Here is a 16,212-nt window from a genome sequence, read left to right as displayed (position 1 = left end):
ATCGACCTTTCATTTTATATTTTTTAATTTAAATATATTAATCTATATATAAATTTACGGTTTAATCCTTTCAAGGGCATCTAACATTTCTTCTTTATCAATGCCCGCTTTTTTAAAATCGTATTTATCACTACCTATAAGATTACTTAAATTTTGTCCTCCCTCTGGCAATGACACATCTTCTCTTGTAGACATAGCCATAGAAAAATTTTTCAGAGCATTACCGGCTTGCGCCGTTAAGCAATAATCTATAAAAGCATTTGCAGCCTTAGAATCCGGACCATTTTTAATCTTAGAGACTGCGCAAAGTGTCCATCCTACATCTTTAGGAATCTTATATTGTATATTAAATCCAGATTTTTTAACGATAAGCTGTTGATTTATAAAATTAACAGCAATTAAATATTCACCAATACCTACCTTTTCTGCTGGAGTAAGACCATTTGTAGTAACTTGAGCTACATTATGGTTGAGCTTACCTAGATATTCTAAGGCTTTTTCCTTTCCCATTGATTGTACAAGGTAAGAAACAAAAGTGTATCCTGTGCCTGAGGTTTTTGGGTTAGGAATAATAATTTCACCTTTAAAAGCGGGATTTAACAGATCTTGAAAACTTTCCGGCAGCTTTATTCCCTTTGATTTAAACTCGGCGTCCCATCTTTCTTTATTGATACCAATAGATAAGGCTTCTATATAAAGTCCTGTCCAATACCCATCTTCATCTTTATATCTTTCAGGAATAGAACTGGCATTTGTAGAAATATATTTTTCAATTATGCCTTCTTTTTTCATATACTCATGGGCATCTACGGTTCCACCTAAAAAAACATCTGCCTTAGGAGCTGCTTTTTCCTCAATTGCCCGGGCTAAAGCTTCCCCTGTAGGAAACCTCAAAAGGGAATACTCACAACCAGTTTTTTGTTTAAAACCTTCTAGTAATGGTTTAGCCTCGTCTTCATGAAAGGCTACGTAAACCAAAAGTTTTTTTCCTTGCAGGCTAGGATAATCACTCCTGTTTTTATTGCATGCAGTTAACGATATTGAGCAAATCAAGAGAAAAATAAACATAGTAAATTTGTAAGCTTTCATTAAGGTACCTCCAGAATATTTAAAAATTAAATACCAGTTTTACTGATGTTTTTGCATACCTCTACTAAATTTCCTTTCATATAAATTGCATTTACTACATCATTACTAAAATCTTGAATAACAATATACCCATTTTCATATACGTCAATATTTATAATTGCATAGAATGTATCTCTTGTATTTGGAATAGAATTACTTTCTTTTTCTAAATAGGTTTTTATGTGGTATAGCACTTTTCCCTTTGTATTGATTGCTTTTTCTAGGGAAGCATTATCCTTAATCTTAGAACATTTTAGTATTTTATTACGAATAAATGTCTTATCATCACGACCACATTTTTGTATATTATTATTAATATCTACTACAGTAACCTTATTTCGTTCATTAATAAGATTGCTTAGATTTTGCGCAGAACATAAAATTTCATCCAAATAATTTTTAAGCTGATCTACATAAGGCTTGTCTTTAGCATTTCCATAAATAATAGCACCGATTTTCAAGTAACTTCCTAAAGTAAAAGTAGTTTTTTTACCATTCAGATAAAAAATAGTGCCACTTATTTCATCATTCGTATATGTATTTTGACTTTCTTGCAAAGGACTACTCTTAGACATTTCGTCTATAATATTCCATATACTTCGAATAACATTACTCTCAGAAATAATGATTTTACCCCAACTGTTACTATAAACTTCTAACTTTACAGGTGTGGATGTACTTATAGCTTTTAAAACTTGTTCTCTATCTTGAATAAGTACTACATGATCATAATTTTTTTCATATTGCCAAAATATTATGATTCCGAGCAATAGCATAAAAACAAAATAAACAATAAATAATTTTTTATGTTTCTTTAAAATACTTATTTTTCTCCTCCTCCTTATCATAGCAAAAAACGTTTTCAGGATTGCATCAGAATTGAATCAATTTTGTAACAATTTAAAAAGCAATTCCACCTTTGTTCCCTTGTCACTACTTATGGAAATATCCCCTTGTTGCTTTTTCATAATTTCCTTGCAAATTGCAAGTCCAAGACCCATACCGCCATATTGATTTTGTAGTCTTTTATTTGCAGTATAAAAAGGTTCAAAAACCTTTTTCAGATGTTCCTTTGGTATACCTCCACCGTTGTCTGCTATAGAAACAATTAGATATCCATGCCTTGATAACATTTTTATAACAATGGAAGTACAATCACTATATTTAATTGCATTGTCAAATATATTTAAAAATACTTGTTCCGTTTTTTGTTTATCTATCCAAATGGAATGATCAAATAAAAGTGACTCTATAAAAATATTGTATTTCTCTAATCTCGGTCTTAAAATCAACAAACTTTCCTCTATTATACATTTAAGATTCGTTTGCGCAACTTCCATTTGAAAATCTTCCTTATTTAATTTAGAGAGATTTAACAATTCTTCTACAAGGCAAAGCAGACGATGTCCACCCTTTTGAATATAATCGAGACATTGTGTTTTATCCTTTTCTGTCTTTACTCTAGGAAGTAAATCTGCATATCCAATGATTGAGGTTATGGGGGTTTTTAATTCATGAGTAACGTTATCTAAAAATCTTTTTTGATTTGCTTTTTCATCTTTTAATTTTAAAATAGATTTGCTTATATTGGTAGACATAAGATTAAAGGAGTCTGCTAAATCCTTGATTTCATCCGTGGTATCAATTTCTATAGTATTTGTAAAATCTCCATTTGCAACCTTTTGGGAGGCTATTTTTAAAGATACAATAGGACTAACAATTTTTCCAGAAAATGCATTACTTAAAAAAATAGAAAGAAACAGCGCTAGTATGCCTACCAAAAGCATGGTTACACTTGTATTTTCAACTAAACCTATTTCTTTATCTAGGGGATAAATATACCGAAAGCAACCAATAGTTTCTCCTTCGAAATAAAGCGGGCTAGAAAATAAAATATATTGCTTGTTTTCAATTTTTTTCATAATATAGGATTTAGTTCCTGAAAGTGCATAATCAACATCTTTATTCTCTAAAATTATAGGGTACTCTTCGGAATCCCCTACTAGTCCATCCTTGTTGTATAATTGAATTCTGAATTTATAATGATCGGACAAATTTTTAGCTATAAAAGGGCTCATATTCTTAAGAAGTTCTGGCAAGCCTATGTTTTTTTCGTTATCTAAATATGTAATTATATTTAATTGGCTGTTGTAACTCTCTTGTTTTAGCATTGTAATAGTACTTTTTATTATATTTCCATAAAGATTACCAATGGTAATGAAGCAAACGATAAGTAAAACCGGAAGTAAGACTGCTATATTCATAATCACAATTTTATTTTTTATACCAATTTTCATTTCATACCTCTAATCTATATCCAGCACCATAAATAGTTTGAATAGCATTTCCATGATTTTTAAGTTTTTTACGAATTCGTTCTATATGAATATCAACAGCCCTTGTGTTTCCCTCATAATCATAACCCCAAAGTTTTTTTAGTAACTCGGTTCTAGAAAAAACCTTATTAATATTTTGCATTAAAAGATTTAAAGTTTCAAATTCTCGAAAAGTAAATTGTACTTCAATGGAATCTATAAAAATCTTTCTTTCAGCTTTCAGTAACTTGATGAAACCTTTTTCTATTTCGTTTTCAGAATTTTCATTATGGCGCTTCGATTGATTTATCCGCCTTGAAATTGCACGTATTCGCAGTATAATTTCCCTACTATCAAAGGGTTTTGTAATATAATCATCCGCCCCTAACTGTAACCCTAGCAGTTTATCATTAAGTTGACCTTTTGCAGTAAGAAGAATAATGGGAATTTCCCTATTAATCTGTTGTATTTTCTTCATAACTTCATAACCATCTAAATCAGGTAGCATTAAATCAAGTAACACTAGGTCTGGATTTTCATCTTGAAAAGCCATGATTCCATTATTACCAGTAGAACTAGTTATTACATCAAAACCTTCTAGTACTAGATTCATACGGACTAAATTTAGAATGCTTTCTTCGTCATCTATAAGTAAAATTTTCATTTTAAACAGCTCCTTCTTATATATAATACTCTTGATAATGTATTACAAAATCTCTATATTTAATGCATTTTTCAGTTGTATTTTAAATATTTGTAAATATTTTGGTGAGTTGAAATTTAGGCATTTAAGAAGATGACTATTTAAAAAATATTATTATACCGTACCTTATAAATAAAGTATACCACTATATTCAATGATACACCTCGTATAAAATATTGATTTTTCACTCTATTGTGCAAGACCTAATTTTTAATTATAAAGAATTTATTAAGTTTCATAATAAGATATAATAATCATATATAATAATAATTGTAAGAAGAACAATACATCAGTATCTACCAGGATTTGTGCACATGGCTAATAGATATATGAAGTTAATTTACTGATAAAAACAGGGGGAGAATTATTATGATTAAGAAAAAAATTATTACTACATTAATTGGATTATCTGTTGTAGCCTCTTTATTTACAGGTTGCAGTACTAAAGGGGATGTAATAATACCCGAAGAGGTAATAACAAATGTAATGAAAGCAAATGAAAAATCAAAGTCTTATTATGCAGAATTTAAAATGGATAGCTACGAAAATCAGAAGTTAAAAGAAAGTATGTTATTTAAACAATGGACTGATAACTCCAGTGGTAAAATAAAGACACGTATAGAAACAGAAGATAAAACTTCTGGAAAAGTTGTAACCACAAACGATGGGGACAAACTTATATCCTATACAGCTAAAGATAAAAAAGCTTTTAGTATGAAAATAGGATCTGAGTTAGCTCTAGCTTCAAATACAAACTATAAGGATCAGTTAATTAATCAATTGGGACATATAAGTAAGACCCATCAGTTAACCTTTAAAGGTGAAGAAACTGTGGGAAACTTTAAAACCTATCATATTTCAGCAGTGGCAAAAGAAAAGAACAGTATTATAGGAGATCAAGAGTATTGGATAGAAAAATCCAATTGGTTTTTAGTTAAACTTTCTTCTGATAGTGGAAATAACAAATCTATTGTGGAGTATTCAAAACTAAATTTTTCACCTAAAATTGATGATAGCATATTTGTCCAAAAGCTTCCCTCAGATGTTAAAGTTGAAAATATGGATGATGCTGCAAAAAATAATGAAACTACTATAGATTTAAAAAAAGCTGCTAAAATAACAGGAAAACCTTTATTAACTTTAAAAGAAAATTCAACCTACAAGTTAAAAGAGGTTAAGTATTTAAATATTGAAAAAAGCAAACACAAAGAAATAAACCAGATTTACGAAAAAGATGGGGCTCTAGCTTTTACATTAACTACAGTAATAAATGGTACTAAAGTAATTGATAGTGTTGATGAAAACTTAAAAATTCCAGGTGAAGATAAAATAACTATTAGAGGTAAAAAAGGATCAGAAATGAAAGATATTAAGTGCATTTCATGGAGTGAGAATGATCTTAATTATAGTATACTTGTTGGAAACCCAAAAGTTACTATGGAAGATGCTAAAAAGTTAGTGGAAGCTTTAGCAGTTACAAATTAGAAAAAACATTACATGTGCAGGATTTGCACATGTAATGTTTTTTTATTAATGAATTTCAACAAAAAATTTATACAGTCTTAAAATAAGTATATCATGGTATAATATTGTGCATATAAGCATTTTATGGAGGAATAGTACATGAAGGAAAAAATATTAATAGTTGAGGACGACGAAGCGATTGCTAGTATAATGAAAGAACATTTGACAAAGGAAAGTTATGAAGTATTTTGGGCATCAACCGGTAAAGAAGGCCTAGAGGATTTTAAAAAGGAAGAGTTTCAGCTAGTTATGGTCGATGTTATGCTTCCAGAGATGGACGGATTTACATTATGTAAAAATATAAGATGGTTAAATGAAGAAGTACCAATAATAATTGTTAGTGCAAAACAAACAGAGTTAGATAAAGTAAAAGGGCTAAGATCAGGGGCGGATGACTATATGACAAAGCCCTTTAGCCTTATGGAAATATCCGCTAGAATTGAAGCGCATTTAAGAAGAGGCAGAAAAAAAGAAAATTATATTCAGCTAGATAAAATACTCCAATTTAAAGACGGGCTAACAATAATCCTAGAAGAAAATAGAGTATTACTCAACGGCTATGAACTATCCTTAACTTCAAAAGAATTCGACATTTTGGCTCTGATGGCTCAAAACCCCAATAAGATATTCTCAAAAGGAGATCTTTATCATCATATATGGAATAATGTTGATGTGAATGGTAATAACACTGTTACCGTTCATATTAAATCTCTTAGAGAGAAGATAAATGATAATATAAAAAAGCCTACTTTTATTCAGACAGTATGGGGGACAGGTTATAAATTTATAGGAGAGCTAAATATATGAAACTTAAAAAATGGCTTAGCTTATCTCATTTAATTATAATGTTAGCTCCAATAATAACAGCGGTCTTATTGTTTAACGTTCTCGTAGATTATAATAAAAATAATGATTTAAAAGATTATTTACTCATTATGAGCAAATTTAAAGTCTATGAAGATAAAATACAAAGTCCTGAATTATATAATACAAATTCCTTAAAAGATAAGAGCTTTGTAATAAATAAAGATAAAAATTTAGTACTTATAGAATTATATACAGATGTAGGAGAAAAAATATATCCTTCTAATGAAAGCAGCATGCTATATACTCAAACACAAGAATTGTATTCTGATTTATACAAGGTAGTTACTGGGTATAAGGCCTATACTTTAAAAAAACCAGTATTTAAGGATAGTACATTAATAGGATTTTATAAGATTACTATTGCAAGAAATATTTTTGTTAAGGATGTAAACAATAAAACAATAATTGCAATAATATGTTTTATATTCGTACTTATTATAATCTATACATCTGTTATATTGCTACTTAACAGAAAATTTAATAAGCCAATAAAACTATTAGTAGAAGGAATGCATAATTTTGCCACCGGATATGGAAATACAGTTAAGTACGAAAATAAGGATGAAATAGGCGAAATTATTACTAATTTTAATATCATGGAAAAAGACATAGAAGAAAAAAGAAAAACTATAGAAGCAGATCAAAAAACAAAAGAATATATGATTTCTGCAATATCACATGACCTTAAAACTCCGTTAACATCTGTAAGAGCTTACTCAGAAGCTATTATTAATGAAAAAGGTTCTGATATTAAAAAAATTAAAAATAAAGCTTTAGTTATATTAAATAAAAGTGTTTATATGCAAAAAATGATAGATGACCTCCTTATGTATAACCTACTAACAACAGATTATAAAATGAATTTTGTAGAAGTTGATGGTTATGAACTCTTTGAAATGCTCTTCTCAGGCTATGATGAAGATTGCGAAAAGAATGAAATTAAGCTTATATGTGAAATAAGCCTTCAGGGTAAATATAAGGTAGATGTAAACCAAATGACAAGAGTAGTAGACAATTTGATGTCAAATGCTCTAAGATACACTCCTAAAAGCGGGAATATCTACATGGGTGCTTTTTCAATTAGAGATGCGAAACTTGCAGAGAGGCTTGGACGTAAGGATATCGAGGAACTAAATCTTATAAAAAGTGAGGGCTTTGTACTTTTAATTAAAAATGATGGAGTAATCATTCCAAAAGAGGATAAGGATAAAGTATTTTTGCCTTTTTACCAGTGTGATGACTCTAGGAGTAAAAAGACAAGTAATGGTGTGGGCCTAGGCCTTAGTATTGTTAATTTAGTAATAAAGAAGCATAAAGGTGAAGTAAGAATATTTTCAGAGGATAATAGTACAGTTTTTGCTTGCTGGATTCCACAAAAATCAATCTAATAAATAACGTAGAATAGCAAACAACATAAAATACAAAGGACCAGATTCAAAATAAAATCTGGTCCTTTGTAAATTTAAACTAACATTAATTTTTAATTCTCATTCCATAGAATGAACGCCATACAAATATAATCGCGATTATAAAGAATATTGCTCCAATGTATGGAGCTACAGCTCTGAATCTTTCTGATATAGCAATTTCCATAGCAAGCATTCCAAATAATGTCGTAAATTTGATTATCGGATTTAATGCTACTGATGAAGTATCTTTGAAAGGGTCTCCAACTGTGTCACCAATAACACAAGCATCATGAAGCGGAGTACCTTTCTCATCTAAATCAACTTCAACAACCTTTTTAGCATTATCCCAACATCCACCTGCATTTGCCATAAATATAGCCTGATATAAACCAAAAACTGCTATAGATATAAGGTAAGCAACAAAGAATGCTACTGGCTCAGTGTTATTACCTCTAGGAGCTGAGAAAAATGCAAATGCTAGTGCAAATGAGAATATCGCAACAAATATATTAAACATTCCCTTCTGTGCATATTGAGTACAAATTTTAACAACTTCCTTAGATTTTTCTGTAGATGCCCTTTGATCTGCATCCTCATCCAATTCTATATTTTTCTTGATAAATTCTACCGCCCTATAGGCACCTGTAGAAACTGCCTGAGTAGATGCCCCTGTAAACCAATAGATTATCGCACCACCACACATAAATCCAAATAAAGTGTAGGGGTTAAGTACATTAAGGATAGTTTCAGGTTTAACCTTTAATACATCTTGAATAACTAGAATAAGCGAAAAAATCATTGTAGTGGCTCCAACAACAGCTGTACCAATAAGTACAGGTTTTGCAGTTGCTTTGAATGTATTTCCTGCACCATCATTAGCTTCAAGGTAATATTTTGCTTTTTCAAAATCTGGTTTGAAACCAAAATCTCTTTCTATTTCTTTCGAAATATTAGGAATAGTTTCAATAAGTGATAGTTCATAAATTGATTGTGCGTTATCAGTTACTGGGCCATAACTATCTACTGCAATAGTAACTGGACCCATACTTAGTAATCCAAAAGCAACTAAACCAAACGCAAAAACTGAAGGGTATATCATTATATCTTTTAAGCCGAGTGTACTTGCAATATATGCTACAAACATTAATAGTACAAATACCATCCCCTGCCAGAATGCACTGAAGTTACCAGCAACAAGTCCTGAAAGAATGTTTAATGAAGCTCCGCCTTCTCTTGATGCTGTAACAACTTCTTGTACATGTTTTGATTTACCACTAGTAAATATTTTAGTAACCTCAGGAATAAGTGCTCCTCCCAAAGTACCACAACTAATAATTATAGCTAGTACATACCAAATACTATTAGAATTTGCGGTTAATGCAACCTGAGTACCAGGTCCAAGAATTAAGTAACTAACTACAAAAATAACAATTATTGATAGTATTGATGAAATCCAAATAAGATTTGTTAGAGGTTGTTCAAAATCAAGATCATCTGTATTACTGTATTTCATATCACTATAAGCTCTATTTATATAAAATGCTGCAATTGACGTAACAACCATCAATATACGCATTGTAAAAATCCATGTAAGAAGTGTAGACTGAAGTATTAATCTATCAGCCTCTGGAAATGCCATACCAACCGCAAGAACAATAAATGAGATTAAAGCAACTCCTGTTACTCCATAAGTCTCAAATCCATCAGCAGTAGGGCCAACACTATCTCCTGCATTATCTCCAGTACAATCTGCAATAACTCCTGGATTTCTAGGGTCATCTTCCTTAATCTTGAAAGCAATTTTCATAAGATCTGATCCAATGTCGGCAATTTTTGTAAAAATACCACCGGCAATACGTAATGCACTTGCTCCCAATGACTCACCAATTGCAAATCCGATAAAGCTTGCACCTGCAAGGCTACGTGGAACAAAAATTAATATTACAAGCATCATAAAGAGTTCGACACAAATTAAAAGTACTCCAATGCTCATACCTGCATCAAGAGGAATATTTACAAGGTTTAAAGGTTTACCCTTTAATGAAGCAAATGCCATTCTACTATTTGCAAACGTATTCATCCTTATGCCATACCAAGCAACACCATAAGACCCGAGTATACCAACAATAGTCCAGCCAAGCACTAATAATACGCCACCAAAGCTAGTTCCTTGCAAGTAACCAAAGTAAAATGCAATAATACTACCTATAAGAAGAAATAAGATTGCAATAAATTTACCTTGCTGAATTAAGTAAGTTTTGCATGTTTCAAATATAATAGCGGAAACATCAAGCATTGATTTATGTGCTCTAATTTTCTTTACCCTTAAAAATTGATAAAAACCAAATGCCATACCCAAAAGACAAATTACGAGTCCCATCATAAGTGTTCCATTTTGACTAGATGATAACTCTGGAATCTTCAAATTCGATTCATCTGCATATGCAATAACCGGTGATAATGAAGCTAAAATTACACTACTTAGAATTGAAACCTTTACAATTTTGTCAGTTTTGTTAGTATTCATAAACACTACCTCCCTAAAATTATAAATTAAGTGGTACCTAAGTTCCAGATTGAATAAGTTACATTCAGAAACTAATATAATTTAATGAAGAATTTAGGATAATACAAGTACATACTACCACTTTGAATAATAATACTCAACTTTTTTTAACTTTTTTTGAATAATTATCCTCCTTTTGTAAGTTTAATTATATTCTAATAAATACAAATAAAAACAATTCCCAATTTATATTATGTCATAAATGTAAAATAAAGTAAAGAATTATTTTTAAATTGACAAAGTGCATTTTAGCGTTATAATAAAAAGTGAGTAGTCACTCATTCATTGTTTTTAGAATGATAACTTATAAGGAGTTGGTATTAGTGACAGATGATAAAAAATTATATAGTTACTTGTTTGATGAAACCCTACCGGAAGATGAAATATCAAAAAGGCAATGGGATATTTTAGATGCTGCAACAAAGATTTTTTCTGAAAAGGGCTTCGAGGGAGGTCGAACTAGTGATATCGCAAAAGAGGCAAACATATCTGAGGGGACAATTTTTAGATATTTTAAAACTAAAAAAGATTTATTAGTTGGTTTACTAATGCCCCTAATAGTAAAATTTTTTAGGCCTCTTATGTTTAAATCCATGGAAAAAATTATGGATAATAAAAAAAATGAGTCCATAAATGTAGTATTGAAAAATATAATGATGGATAGAATGGCTTTGATTAAGAGAAATGGACCTCTGGTAAAAACTGTTATGATTGAATCGTTTTACCATCCAGAATTATTAGAACCCCTTCAAAAGGAAATTGCACCGAAACTTATGCCTATAGTTGATAACTTTTTTAAAAGCAATATAGAAAAAGGAAATTTAAGAGAAATTGAACCCAGGCTTATGACAAGGAGCTTAATTAGTTTGCTTGCAGGTTATTCTATATTAAGTAATTTATTTCCAGAGGTATTTACGACTGATGGAGATGAAAAAGATATAGAAAAAATAGTGGATATTTTAATAAATGGAATAGGAGTAAAAAGGAGCGAGGAATAAATGAATAATGAAAATATTATTAAAATAGAAAATTATAGGCAACAATTCGGAAAATTTGTTGTACTCGAAAATATTAATTTGGATGTAAAGAAAGGAGAGATACTTGGCCTCCTTGGACCATCTGGTTCTGGTAAAACAACTTTGATAAAATCTATTGTTGGAATGAGTGAACCTACAAATGGCTCTGTATGCGTACTTGATACTAAAATGCCATCACTAGCTGTAGTTTCAAGAATTGGATATATGGCTCAGAGTGACGCACTATATGAAGACTTAACCGCTCTTGATAATATATTATTTTTTGCATCCTTATATGGCCTCAAGGGCAAATTTGCAAAACAAAGAGCAATTGAGGTTTTAGAATTGGTTCTTCTTCGTGATGAATGTAAAAAACTAGTTAAGAATTTTTCTGGTGGAATGAAAAGAAGATTATCCCTTGCTATAGCCTTAGTTCACAAACCAGAACTACTTATTCTTGATGAACCTACCGTAGGAATTGATCCAGTTCTTAGGCTCCAATTTTGGAATGAATTTGAGCGCTTAAGAAAAGAAGAAGTGACAATAATTATAACTACCCATGTTATGGATGAAGCTGAACATTGTGATAGGCTTGCTCTAATTAGAAACGGTGGGCTAATTGCAATTGGCACCCCTGATGAATTAAAAGAAAAATCTGGAGAAAGCACGGTTGAAGGCGCATTTCTCTATTATGGAAAAGAAGGGACGGTGAATCACCTATGAGAGTATTATCGATTGCTAAAAGATTAATAAAACAACTTCGCGGTGACAAAAGATCTATCGCTCTAATGTTTGTTGCTCCAGTTTTTGTAATGTATCTTTTAAGTGCTATTCTCAGCTCCGCAACCACAACCCCAAATATTGATCTTATTTCAGCACCACCTATTTATGTAGAAAAACTACAAACCTTTGCCAATGTTAATAAAGTTTCTAACGAAGAACTCGCATTGAAAAATTTGAATGATAAAAGTACAGATGCCTATATTGTTTTTATTGGCAATAAACCAAAGGTTACACTAGATGGCGCTGACCCATCTATAACCAGCCTTGTTATTAACACGCTAAACAAGCTTTCTTTAAATAGTACTACTCAAAAGCCTGAAATTAGTTTTTTACATGGTTCTATGGATATGGGAGCCTTTGATTCCATGGCTCCAATCCTTATGGGTTTCTTTATCTTCTTTTTCGTATTTTTAATAGCAGGTGTTGCATTTTTGAGAGAAAGAATAAGCGGAACACTTGATAGAATTCTTGCCACTCCCCTAAAAAGGTGGGAGATAGTTTTAGGATATTTCCTAGGGTTTGGATCCTTTGTAGCCATTCAGACTATAATACTTCAGATTTTTAGTGTATATGGCCTTAACGTGCCCATGGTAGGTAGCTTTTGGGCAGTGCTTGTAATAAATTTGGTACTTGCCTCAGGATCTTTAGCACTTGGAACTCTCTTATCTGCCTTTGCACGTAATGAATTTCAATTATTTCAATTTATCCCTATAGTAATAGTTCCACAAATTATGTTTAGTGGTATATTTGATTTGAGAAACTCACCGGTCTGGGCAAAGATATTATCAAAAGTATTCCCTATGACTTATGGTGCAGAAGCATTAAAGGATGTTATGCTAAGGGGAAAGAGTCTAATAGACGTTAGATATGATGTACTAATTCTTATAGGCTATGCATTACTATTTCTTATATTAAACACCATAGCTCTTAAAAAGTATAGGAAGGCATAAATTCATAATTTATCATAAGCATAAAATAACCCACACCTTACCATAAGATGTGGGCTTACTATTATTTATTTAAAGTAATCATAGTCCTATTATTATAACAGTTAGAATTGCTATTTAATAACCTCTATTCATTATAGAAGCTATTATAGTAGCAAAAAATATAATATATATTACCAATCCTATTGCACACATAATTAGCTGTGCTTGAAAGAACGCTTTTTTGCTTTTATTTACATCTTTACCAAATGCCCAAACGAACATTAACACTAAATTTGCTATAGGTATTAGTAGCAATAAATCAGTAAGTATCCAGTCCTTAAATGTCATTGGTTGATTATTAATATCGCCATTTTGAACTTGACTGTTGTTATTTTCCATAATTAATAGGTCCCCTTTTAATTTGATTCATAATAATACAACTACAACTTATCTATTATTTATATTACTAATATCCGATTTTCAAAATTAAATTTTGTATAAATATCACCAAAATATCTACTTGTTAGTTTATTTACTAATTATTTTAAAAATCGACAAAGTTATATTGCATTGTACAAATATAACACATTTTTGCTTATTTGTCTATGTTTCCTTGTCATTTTATATGTTATCACCTAGAATTCTTACTATGATTAATTGATATATCTTGTTTTTGAATCAATGTTAATGAAAGATTTAATATTATATTCTCTTTAATAGTATTAAAATTCATTTCAAAAGGAAATTTTTTAATAAAAGGTTTTCTATCAACCAGTGTATATGTTTCATAAATTTTTACCCTTTCTATATTACAATTTATAGGTGTAATATCGCAATTAATATACTCACTACATTGAGCATTTTTTTCGTTTAAATATTCATTAAAATCATTATTGATATTTAAACAATCTGATGATATATAAATGGGTATATAATCTAGACCCTTTCCTTTTGAGAAAACTGGGCGAACCCTACAGTTGATTAAAGTGGTACATTTAAATGGGATATAAATTATAACGCATTCAGTATCTAGATTAATTATGTTATCATAAACACCTTTTGCTATAGAAAAGTCTATTTTATTTCTAACAAAACCCTCTAAAAAAAGTTTTCCATTCAATGATGGAAAAATATCATCTTTTTCAAACATAGGTAGTAACTTACTACTAGTTAAATATACGTCCTTCTTCATATTTTTTATATCTAATGCAGCATTTTCCAATCTAAATGTTGATTCAATAGGAATATCTATATTTTTTTGGGCTATTATGATTGGTAGTGTTGATATTAAAGTTTCACAGTAATCATTATTTATATTCTCATGAATTTTATAAACATCATTGATAGTGATATCACTATCGTCTTTTTTCTTTATACATTCATTATCATCTTTAATAATTACTTCTTGCGATGGAAGTATGTATGTTGTCTCCAATTTATCTTTTGAATTTCTAATCAAACTTGACTTATTTGCTGCAACATTATTTTCACGCTTAATATCTATTAAACAGTTTTGCAATGTTTTATTTCTCAATTCACTATAATATAATCGTTGTATTAGTTTTGAAATAATAAAGATTTTTTCATTACTTAATCTATCACAAATAGGAGTTATAAATTTCGAATCCTCTTTAATAGTTACTTCTTGTATAGGTAGTATTAATTCTAAATCCTCTTCAATAATTACTTGCTCTATAGGTAGTATTAATTCTAAATCCTCCTCAATAATTACTTGCTCTATAGGTAGTATTAATTCTGAATCCTCTTCAACGATTACTTGCTCTATAGGTAGTATTAATTCTGAATTAATTTTATCTTTCGCATTTTTTTTTACAATTAAATTATCTAATTTTTTATTTTTATGTTTAATATTTCTTGAGTTTTTCTTTGATGTTTTATTAAAATTTATAATACAATTGGGTTGTTGTAACATGTTCAAAATAATAAGCAACTTTATCATTCCCAATTTGTCATTGTTATTGTCTGATTTCATTGAAGAATGCTCCTTTATTATATTGATTATATTTAAATAACCGTCTTTCTAAAGAATAATATTTTTTTAGAAAAACGGTTATTATTAAGTGTTTATAAGGGCTCTTTACTCGTCGTCATCATCGCAACGGTGAACAACCGGAATATTTACCTGCTGTAATTGTAATACTTTGACTCTAATATATACAACCATTTTTTCTACTACTTTATTATAAAGTTGTACTTTTGAATTAGTTTTATGGTATAAAGGATCTGTATTAATATCGTCTTCAAAAATCCTTATTCCTTCTAATTCACAGTATGGGCTTTCAGTAAAAGTTATATTATCTTCAAGATATTGTTCACATCCTGATTTCCCCATAATTGTGCCCGTACAGTCATTACATCCACAACTACTTAATAAATCTATTTCTTTTTGGACTCCGCGAACCTTAACTACTGGTGGTACTGTATATACAACTTCTGTTACAGCTGTAAATGGTACATCTATTGTTGTATGAGCGATTCTACCACTTACAATTTCTTTTTCTACACAGTCAGCGGTAGCGTATTCTATATTTTTTCTTACGAATCCACCTATAAATAATTTTCCGGATACTAGAGTTCCATCTGCAGCAATTACGCCAGATCTAGGTAGCAATTTACATTGAGTTAAATATACATTTTTCTTTATTCTTTTAATTTCAAAAAATGGCTCGTTTAATTTAAACACAGCTTCAACATCTATTTGAATCTCTCTTTCGCCGAGTACTACAGGTATTTTAGCTACTAGAGGGCCTCTTATACCAACTGGTGTAATAGTAGTTCCACTACTTAAAGGTAATGTTTGTGAAGTAATAATTTTACCACAATTATCGCAAGGGTATACAACTTGATTTTTTTCCAAAGGTAATTCCTCCTTTTATTGAGGTCTTATGACCTTCTACATACTATGTAGAAAATAGAATAAGCGTTACTTAAATATCATTAAATATATAATA

The 16,212-nt window shown here is 30.1% G+C and carries 14 protein-coding genes; 6 read left to right on the top strand and 8 right to left on the bottom strand.

From position 1 onward, the window contains the following. Positions 1-54: 54 nt before the first annotated feature. From A7L45_RS07160 to A7L45_RS07145, 4 genes are read right to left on the bottom strand one after another with little or no spacing between them, the layout of a single operon-like run. Positions 55-1,089 (bottom strand): ABC transporter substrate-binding protein, encoded by a 1,035-nt coding sequence (locus A7L45_RS07160; protein WP_071612142.1) that lies wholly within the window; start codon positions 1,087-1,089, stop codon positions 55-57. Positions 1,090-1,115: 26 nt separating this feature from the next. Then, the gene (locus A7L45_RS07155; RefSeq protein ID WP_084647376.1) at positions 1,116-1,976 is read right to left on the bottom strand and encodes a DUF3919 family protein; all 861 of its coding nucleotides are present in this window, start codon (positions 1,974-1,976) and stop codon (positions 1,116-1,118) included. 36 nt (positions 1,977-2,012) lie between these two features. Then, positions 2,013-3,425, bottom strand: coding sequence for a sensor histidine kinase (locus A7L45_RS07150; RefSeq protein WP_071612141.1), 1,413 nt, complete (start codon positions 3,423-3,425; stop codon positions 2,013-2,015). Position 3,426: 1 nt separating this feature from the next. Then, positions 3,427-4,107, bottom strand: coding sequence for a response regulator transcription factor (locus A7L45_RS07145; RefSeq protein WP_071612140.1), 681 nt, complete (start codon positions 4,105-4,107; stop codon positions 3,427-3,429). Between the two features lie 408 nt (positions 4,108-4,515). On the opposite strand from A7L45_RS07145, the gene A7L45_RS07140 reads away from it, so the two are divergent. The 3 genes from A7L45_RS07140 to A7L45_RS07130 all read left to right on the top strand — a co-directional run bounded on the left by A7L45_RS07140 (position 4,516) and on the right by A7L45_RS07130 (position 7,925). Next, positions 4,516-5,631, top strand: coding sequence for a LolA family protein (locus A7L45_RS07140; protein ID WP_151553335.1), 1,116 nt, complete (start codon positions 4,516-4,518; stop codon positions 5,629-5,631). 138 nt (positions 5,632-5,769) lie between these two features. After that, the gene (locus A7L45_RS07135; protein ID WP_071612139.1) at positions 5,770-6,477 is read left to right on the top strand and encodes a response regulator transcription factor; all 708 of its coding nucleotides are present in this window, start codon (positions 5,770-5,772) and stop codon (positions 6,475-6,477) included. After that, entirely contained in the window at positions 6,474-7,925 is a 1,452-nt protein-coding gene (locus A7L45_RS07130; protein WP_071612138.1) for a HAMP domain-containing sensor histidine kinase, read from the top strand. Before A7L45_RS07135 ends, A7L45_RS07130 begins: the two co-directional genes overlap by 4 nt. An 85-nt stretch (positions 7,926-8,010) precedes the next feature. On the opposite strand, the gene A7L45_RS07125 is transcribed toward A7L45_RS07130, so the two are convergent. After that, the gene (locus A7L45_RS07125; RefSeq protein WP_071612137.1) at positions 8,011-10,473 is read right to left on the bottom strand and encodes a sodium-translocating pyrophosphatase; all 2,463 of its coding nucleotides are present in this window, start codon (positions 10,471-10,473) and stop codon (positions 8,011-8,013) included. Positions 10,474-10,835: 362 nt separating this feature from the next. Between A7L45_RS07125 and A7L45_RS07120 the strand changes: the two genes are divergently transcribed. Genes A7L45_RS07120 through A7L45_RS07110 form a run of 3 tightly spaced genes read left to right on the top strand, consistent with a single transcriptional unit; the run spans position 10,836 to position 13,261 of the window. Next, on the top strand, positions 10,836-11,510 hold the full coding sequence (locus tag A7L45_RS07120) for a TetR/AcrR family transcriptional regulator (protein WP_224616729.1): 675 nt from the start codon (positions 10,836-10,838) through the stop codon (positions 11,508-11,510). After that, complete coding sequence (locus A7L45_RS07115) at positions 11,511-12,251, top strand: ABC transporter ATP-binding protein (RefSeq protein WP_071612135.1); 741 nt, start codon at positions 11,511-11,513, stop codon at positions 12,249-12,251. After that, positions 12,248-13,261: an ABC transporter permease gene (locus A7L45_RS07110; RefSeq protein ID WP_071612134.1), complete on the top strand. Its 1,014-nt coding sequence runs from the start codon at positions 12,248-12,250 to the stop codon at positions 13,259-13,261. The genes A7L45_RS07115 and A7L45_RS07110 overlap by 4 nt, the downstream gene beginning before the upstream one ends. 114 nt (positions 13,262-13,375) lie before the next feature. On the opposite strand, the gene A7L45_RS07105 is transcribed toward A7L45_RS07110, so the two are convergent. From A7L45_RS07105 to A7L45_RS07095, 3 genes are all read right to left on the bottom strand, one after another. Then, positions 13,376-13,639 carry a hypothetical protein gene (locus A7L45_RS07105; protein ID WP_071612133.1) on the bottom strand — a complete coding sequence of 88 codons (264 nt, stop codon included), beginning with the start codon at positions 13,637-13,639 and terminating at the stop codon, positions 13,376-13,378. A 232-nt stretch (positions 13,640-13,871) separates the two neighbouring features. Next, the gene (locus A7L45_RS07100) at positions 13,872-15,233 is read right to left on the bottom strand and encodes a DUF7852 domain-containing protein (RefSeq protein WP_071612132.1); all 1,362 of its coding nucleotides are present in this window, start codon (positions 15,231-15,233) and stop codon (positions 13,872-13,874) included. 105 nt (positions 15,234-15,338) lie between these two features. Further along, complete coding sequence (locus A7L45_RS07095) at positions 15,339-16,118, bottom strand: CsxC family protein (protein ID WP_071612131.1); 780 nt, start codon at positions 16,116-16,118, stop codon at positions 15,339-15,341. Positions 16,119-16,212: the final 94 nt, after the last annotated feature.

It is taken from the genome of Clostridium estertheticum subsp. estertheticum (assembly GCF_001877035.1).
Lineage (GTDB): Bacteria > Bacillota > Clostridia > Clostridiales > Clostridiaceae > Clostridium_AD > Clostridium_AD estertheticum.
The sequence above is the reverse complement of the archived record's forward strand: the minus strand, read 5'-3'. Positions and strand labels throughout refer to the sequence as shown.

What these genes read in the sequence shown, in the direction of transcription:
- A7L45_RS07160 (WP_071612142.1), bottom strand. Translation starts at nt 1,089, where the DNA reads ATGAAAGCTTACAAATTTACTATGTTTATTTTTCTCTTGATTTGCTCA.
- A7L45_RS07155 (WP_084647376.1), bottom strand. Translation starts at nt 1,976, where the DNA reads ATGATAAGGAGGAGGAGAAAAATAAGTATTTTAAAGAAACATAAAAAA.
- A7L45_RS07150 (WP_071612141.1), bottom strand. Translation starts at nt 3,425, where the DNA reads ATGAAAATTGGTATAAAAAATAAAATTGTGATTATGAATATAGCAGTC.
- A7L45_RS07145 (WP_071612140.1), bottom strand. Translation starts at nt 4,107, where the DNA reads ATGAAAATTTTACTTATAGATGACGAAGAAAGCATTCTAAATTTAGTC.
- A7L45_RS07140 (WP_151553335.1), top strand. Translation starts at nt 4,516, where the DNA reads ATGATTAAGAAAAAAATTATTACTACATTAATTGGATTATCTGTTGTA.
- A7L45_RS07135 (WP_071612139.1), top strand. Translation starts at nt 5,770, where the DNA reads ATGAAGGAAAAAATATTAATAGTTGAGGACGACGAAGCGATTGCTAGT.
- A7L45_RS07130 (WP_071612138.1), top strand. Translation starts at nt 6,474, where the DNA reads ATGAAACTTAAAAAATGGCTTAGCTTATCTCATTTAATTATAATGTTA.
- A7L45_RS07125 (WP_071612137.1), bottom strand. Translation starts at nt 10,473, where the DNA reads ATGAATACTAACAAAACTGACAAAATTGTAAAGGTTTCAATTCTAAGT.
- A7L45_RS07115 (WP_071612135.1), top strand. Translation starts at nt 11,511, where the DNA reads ATGAATAATGAAAATATTATTAAAATAGAAAATTATAGGCAACAATTC.
- A7L45_RS07110 (WP_071612134.1), top strand. Translation starts at nt 12,248, where the DNA reads ATGAGAGTATTATCGATTGCTAAAAGATTAATAAAACAACTTCGCGGT.
- A7L45_RS07105 (WP_071612133.1), bottom strand. Translation starts at nt 13,639, where the DNA reads ATGGAAAATAACAACAGTCAAGTTCAAAATGGCGATATTAATAATCAA.
- A7L45_RS07100 (WP_071612132.1), bottom strand. Translation starts at nt 15,233, where the DNA reads ATGAAATCAGACAATAACAATGACAAATTGGGAATGATAAAGTTGCTT.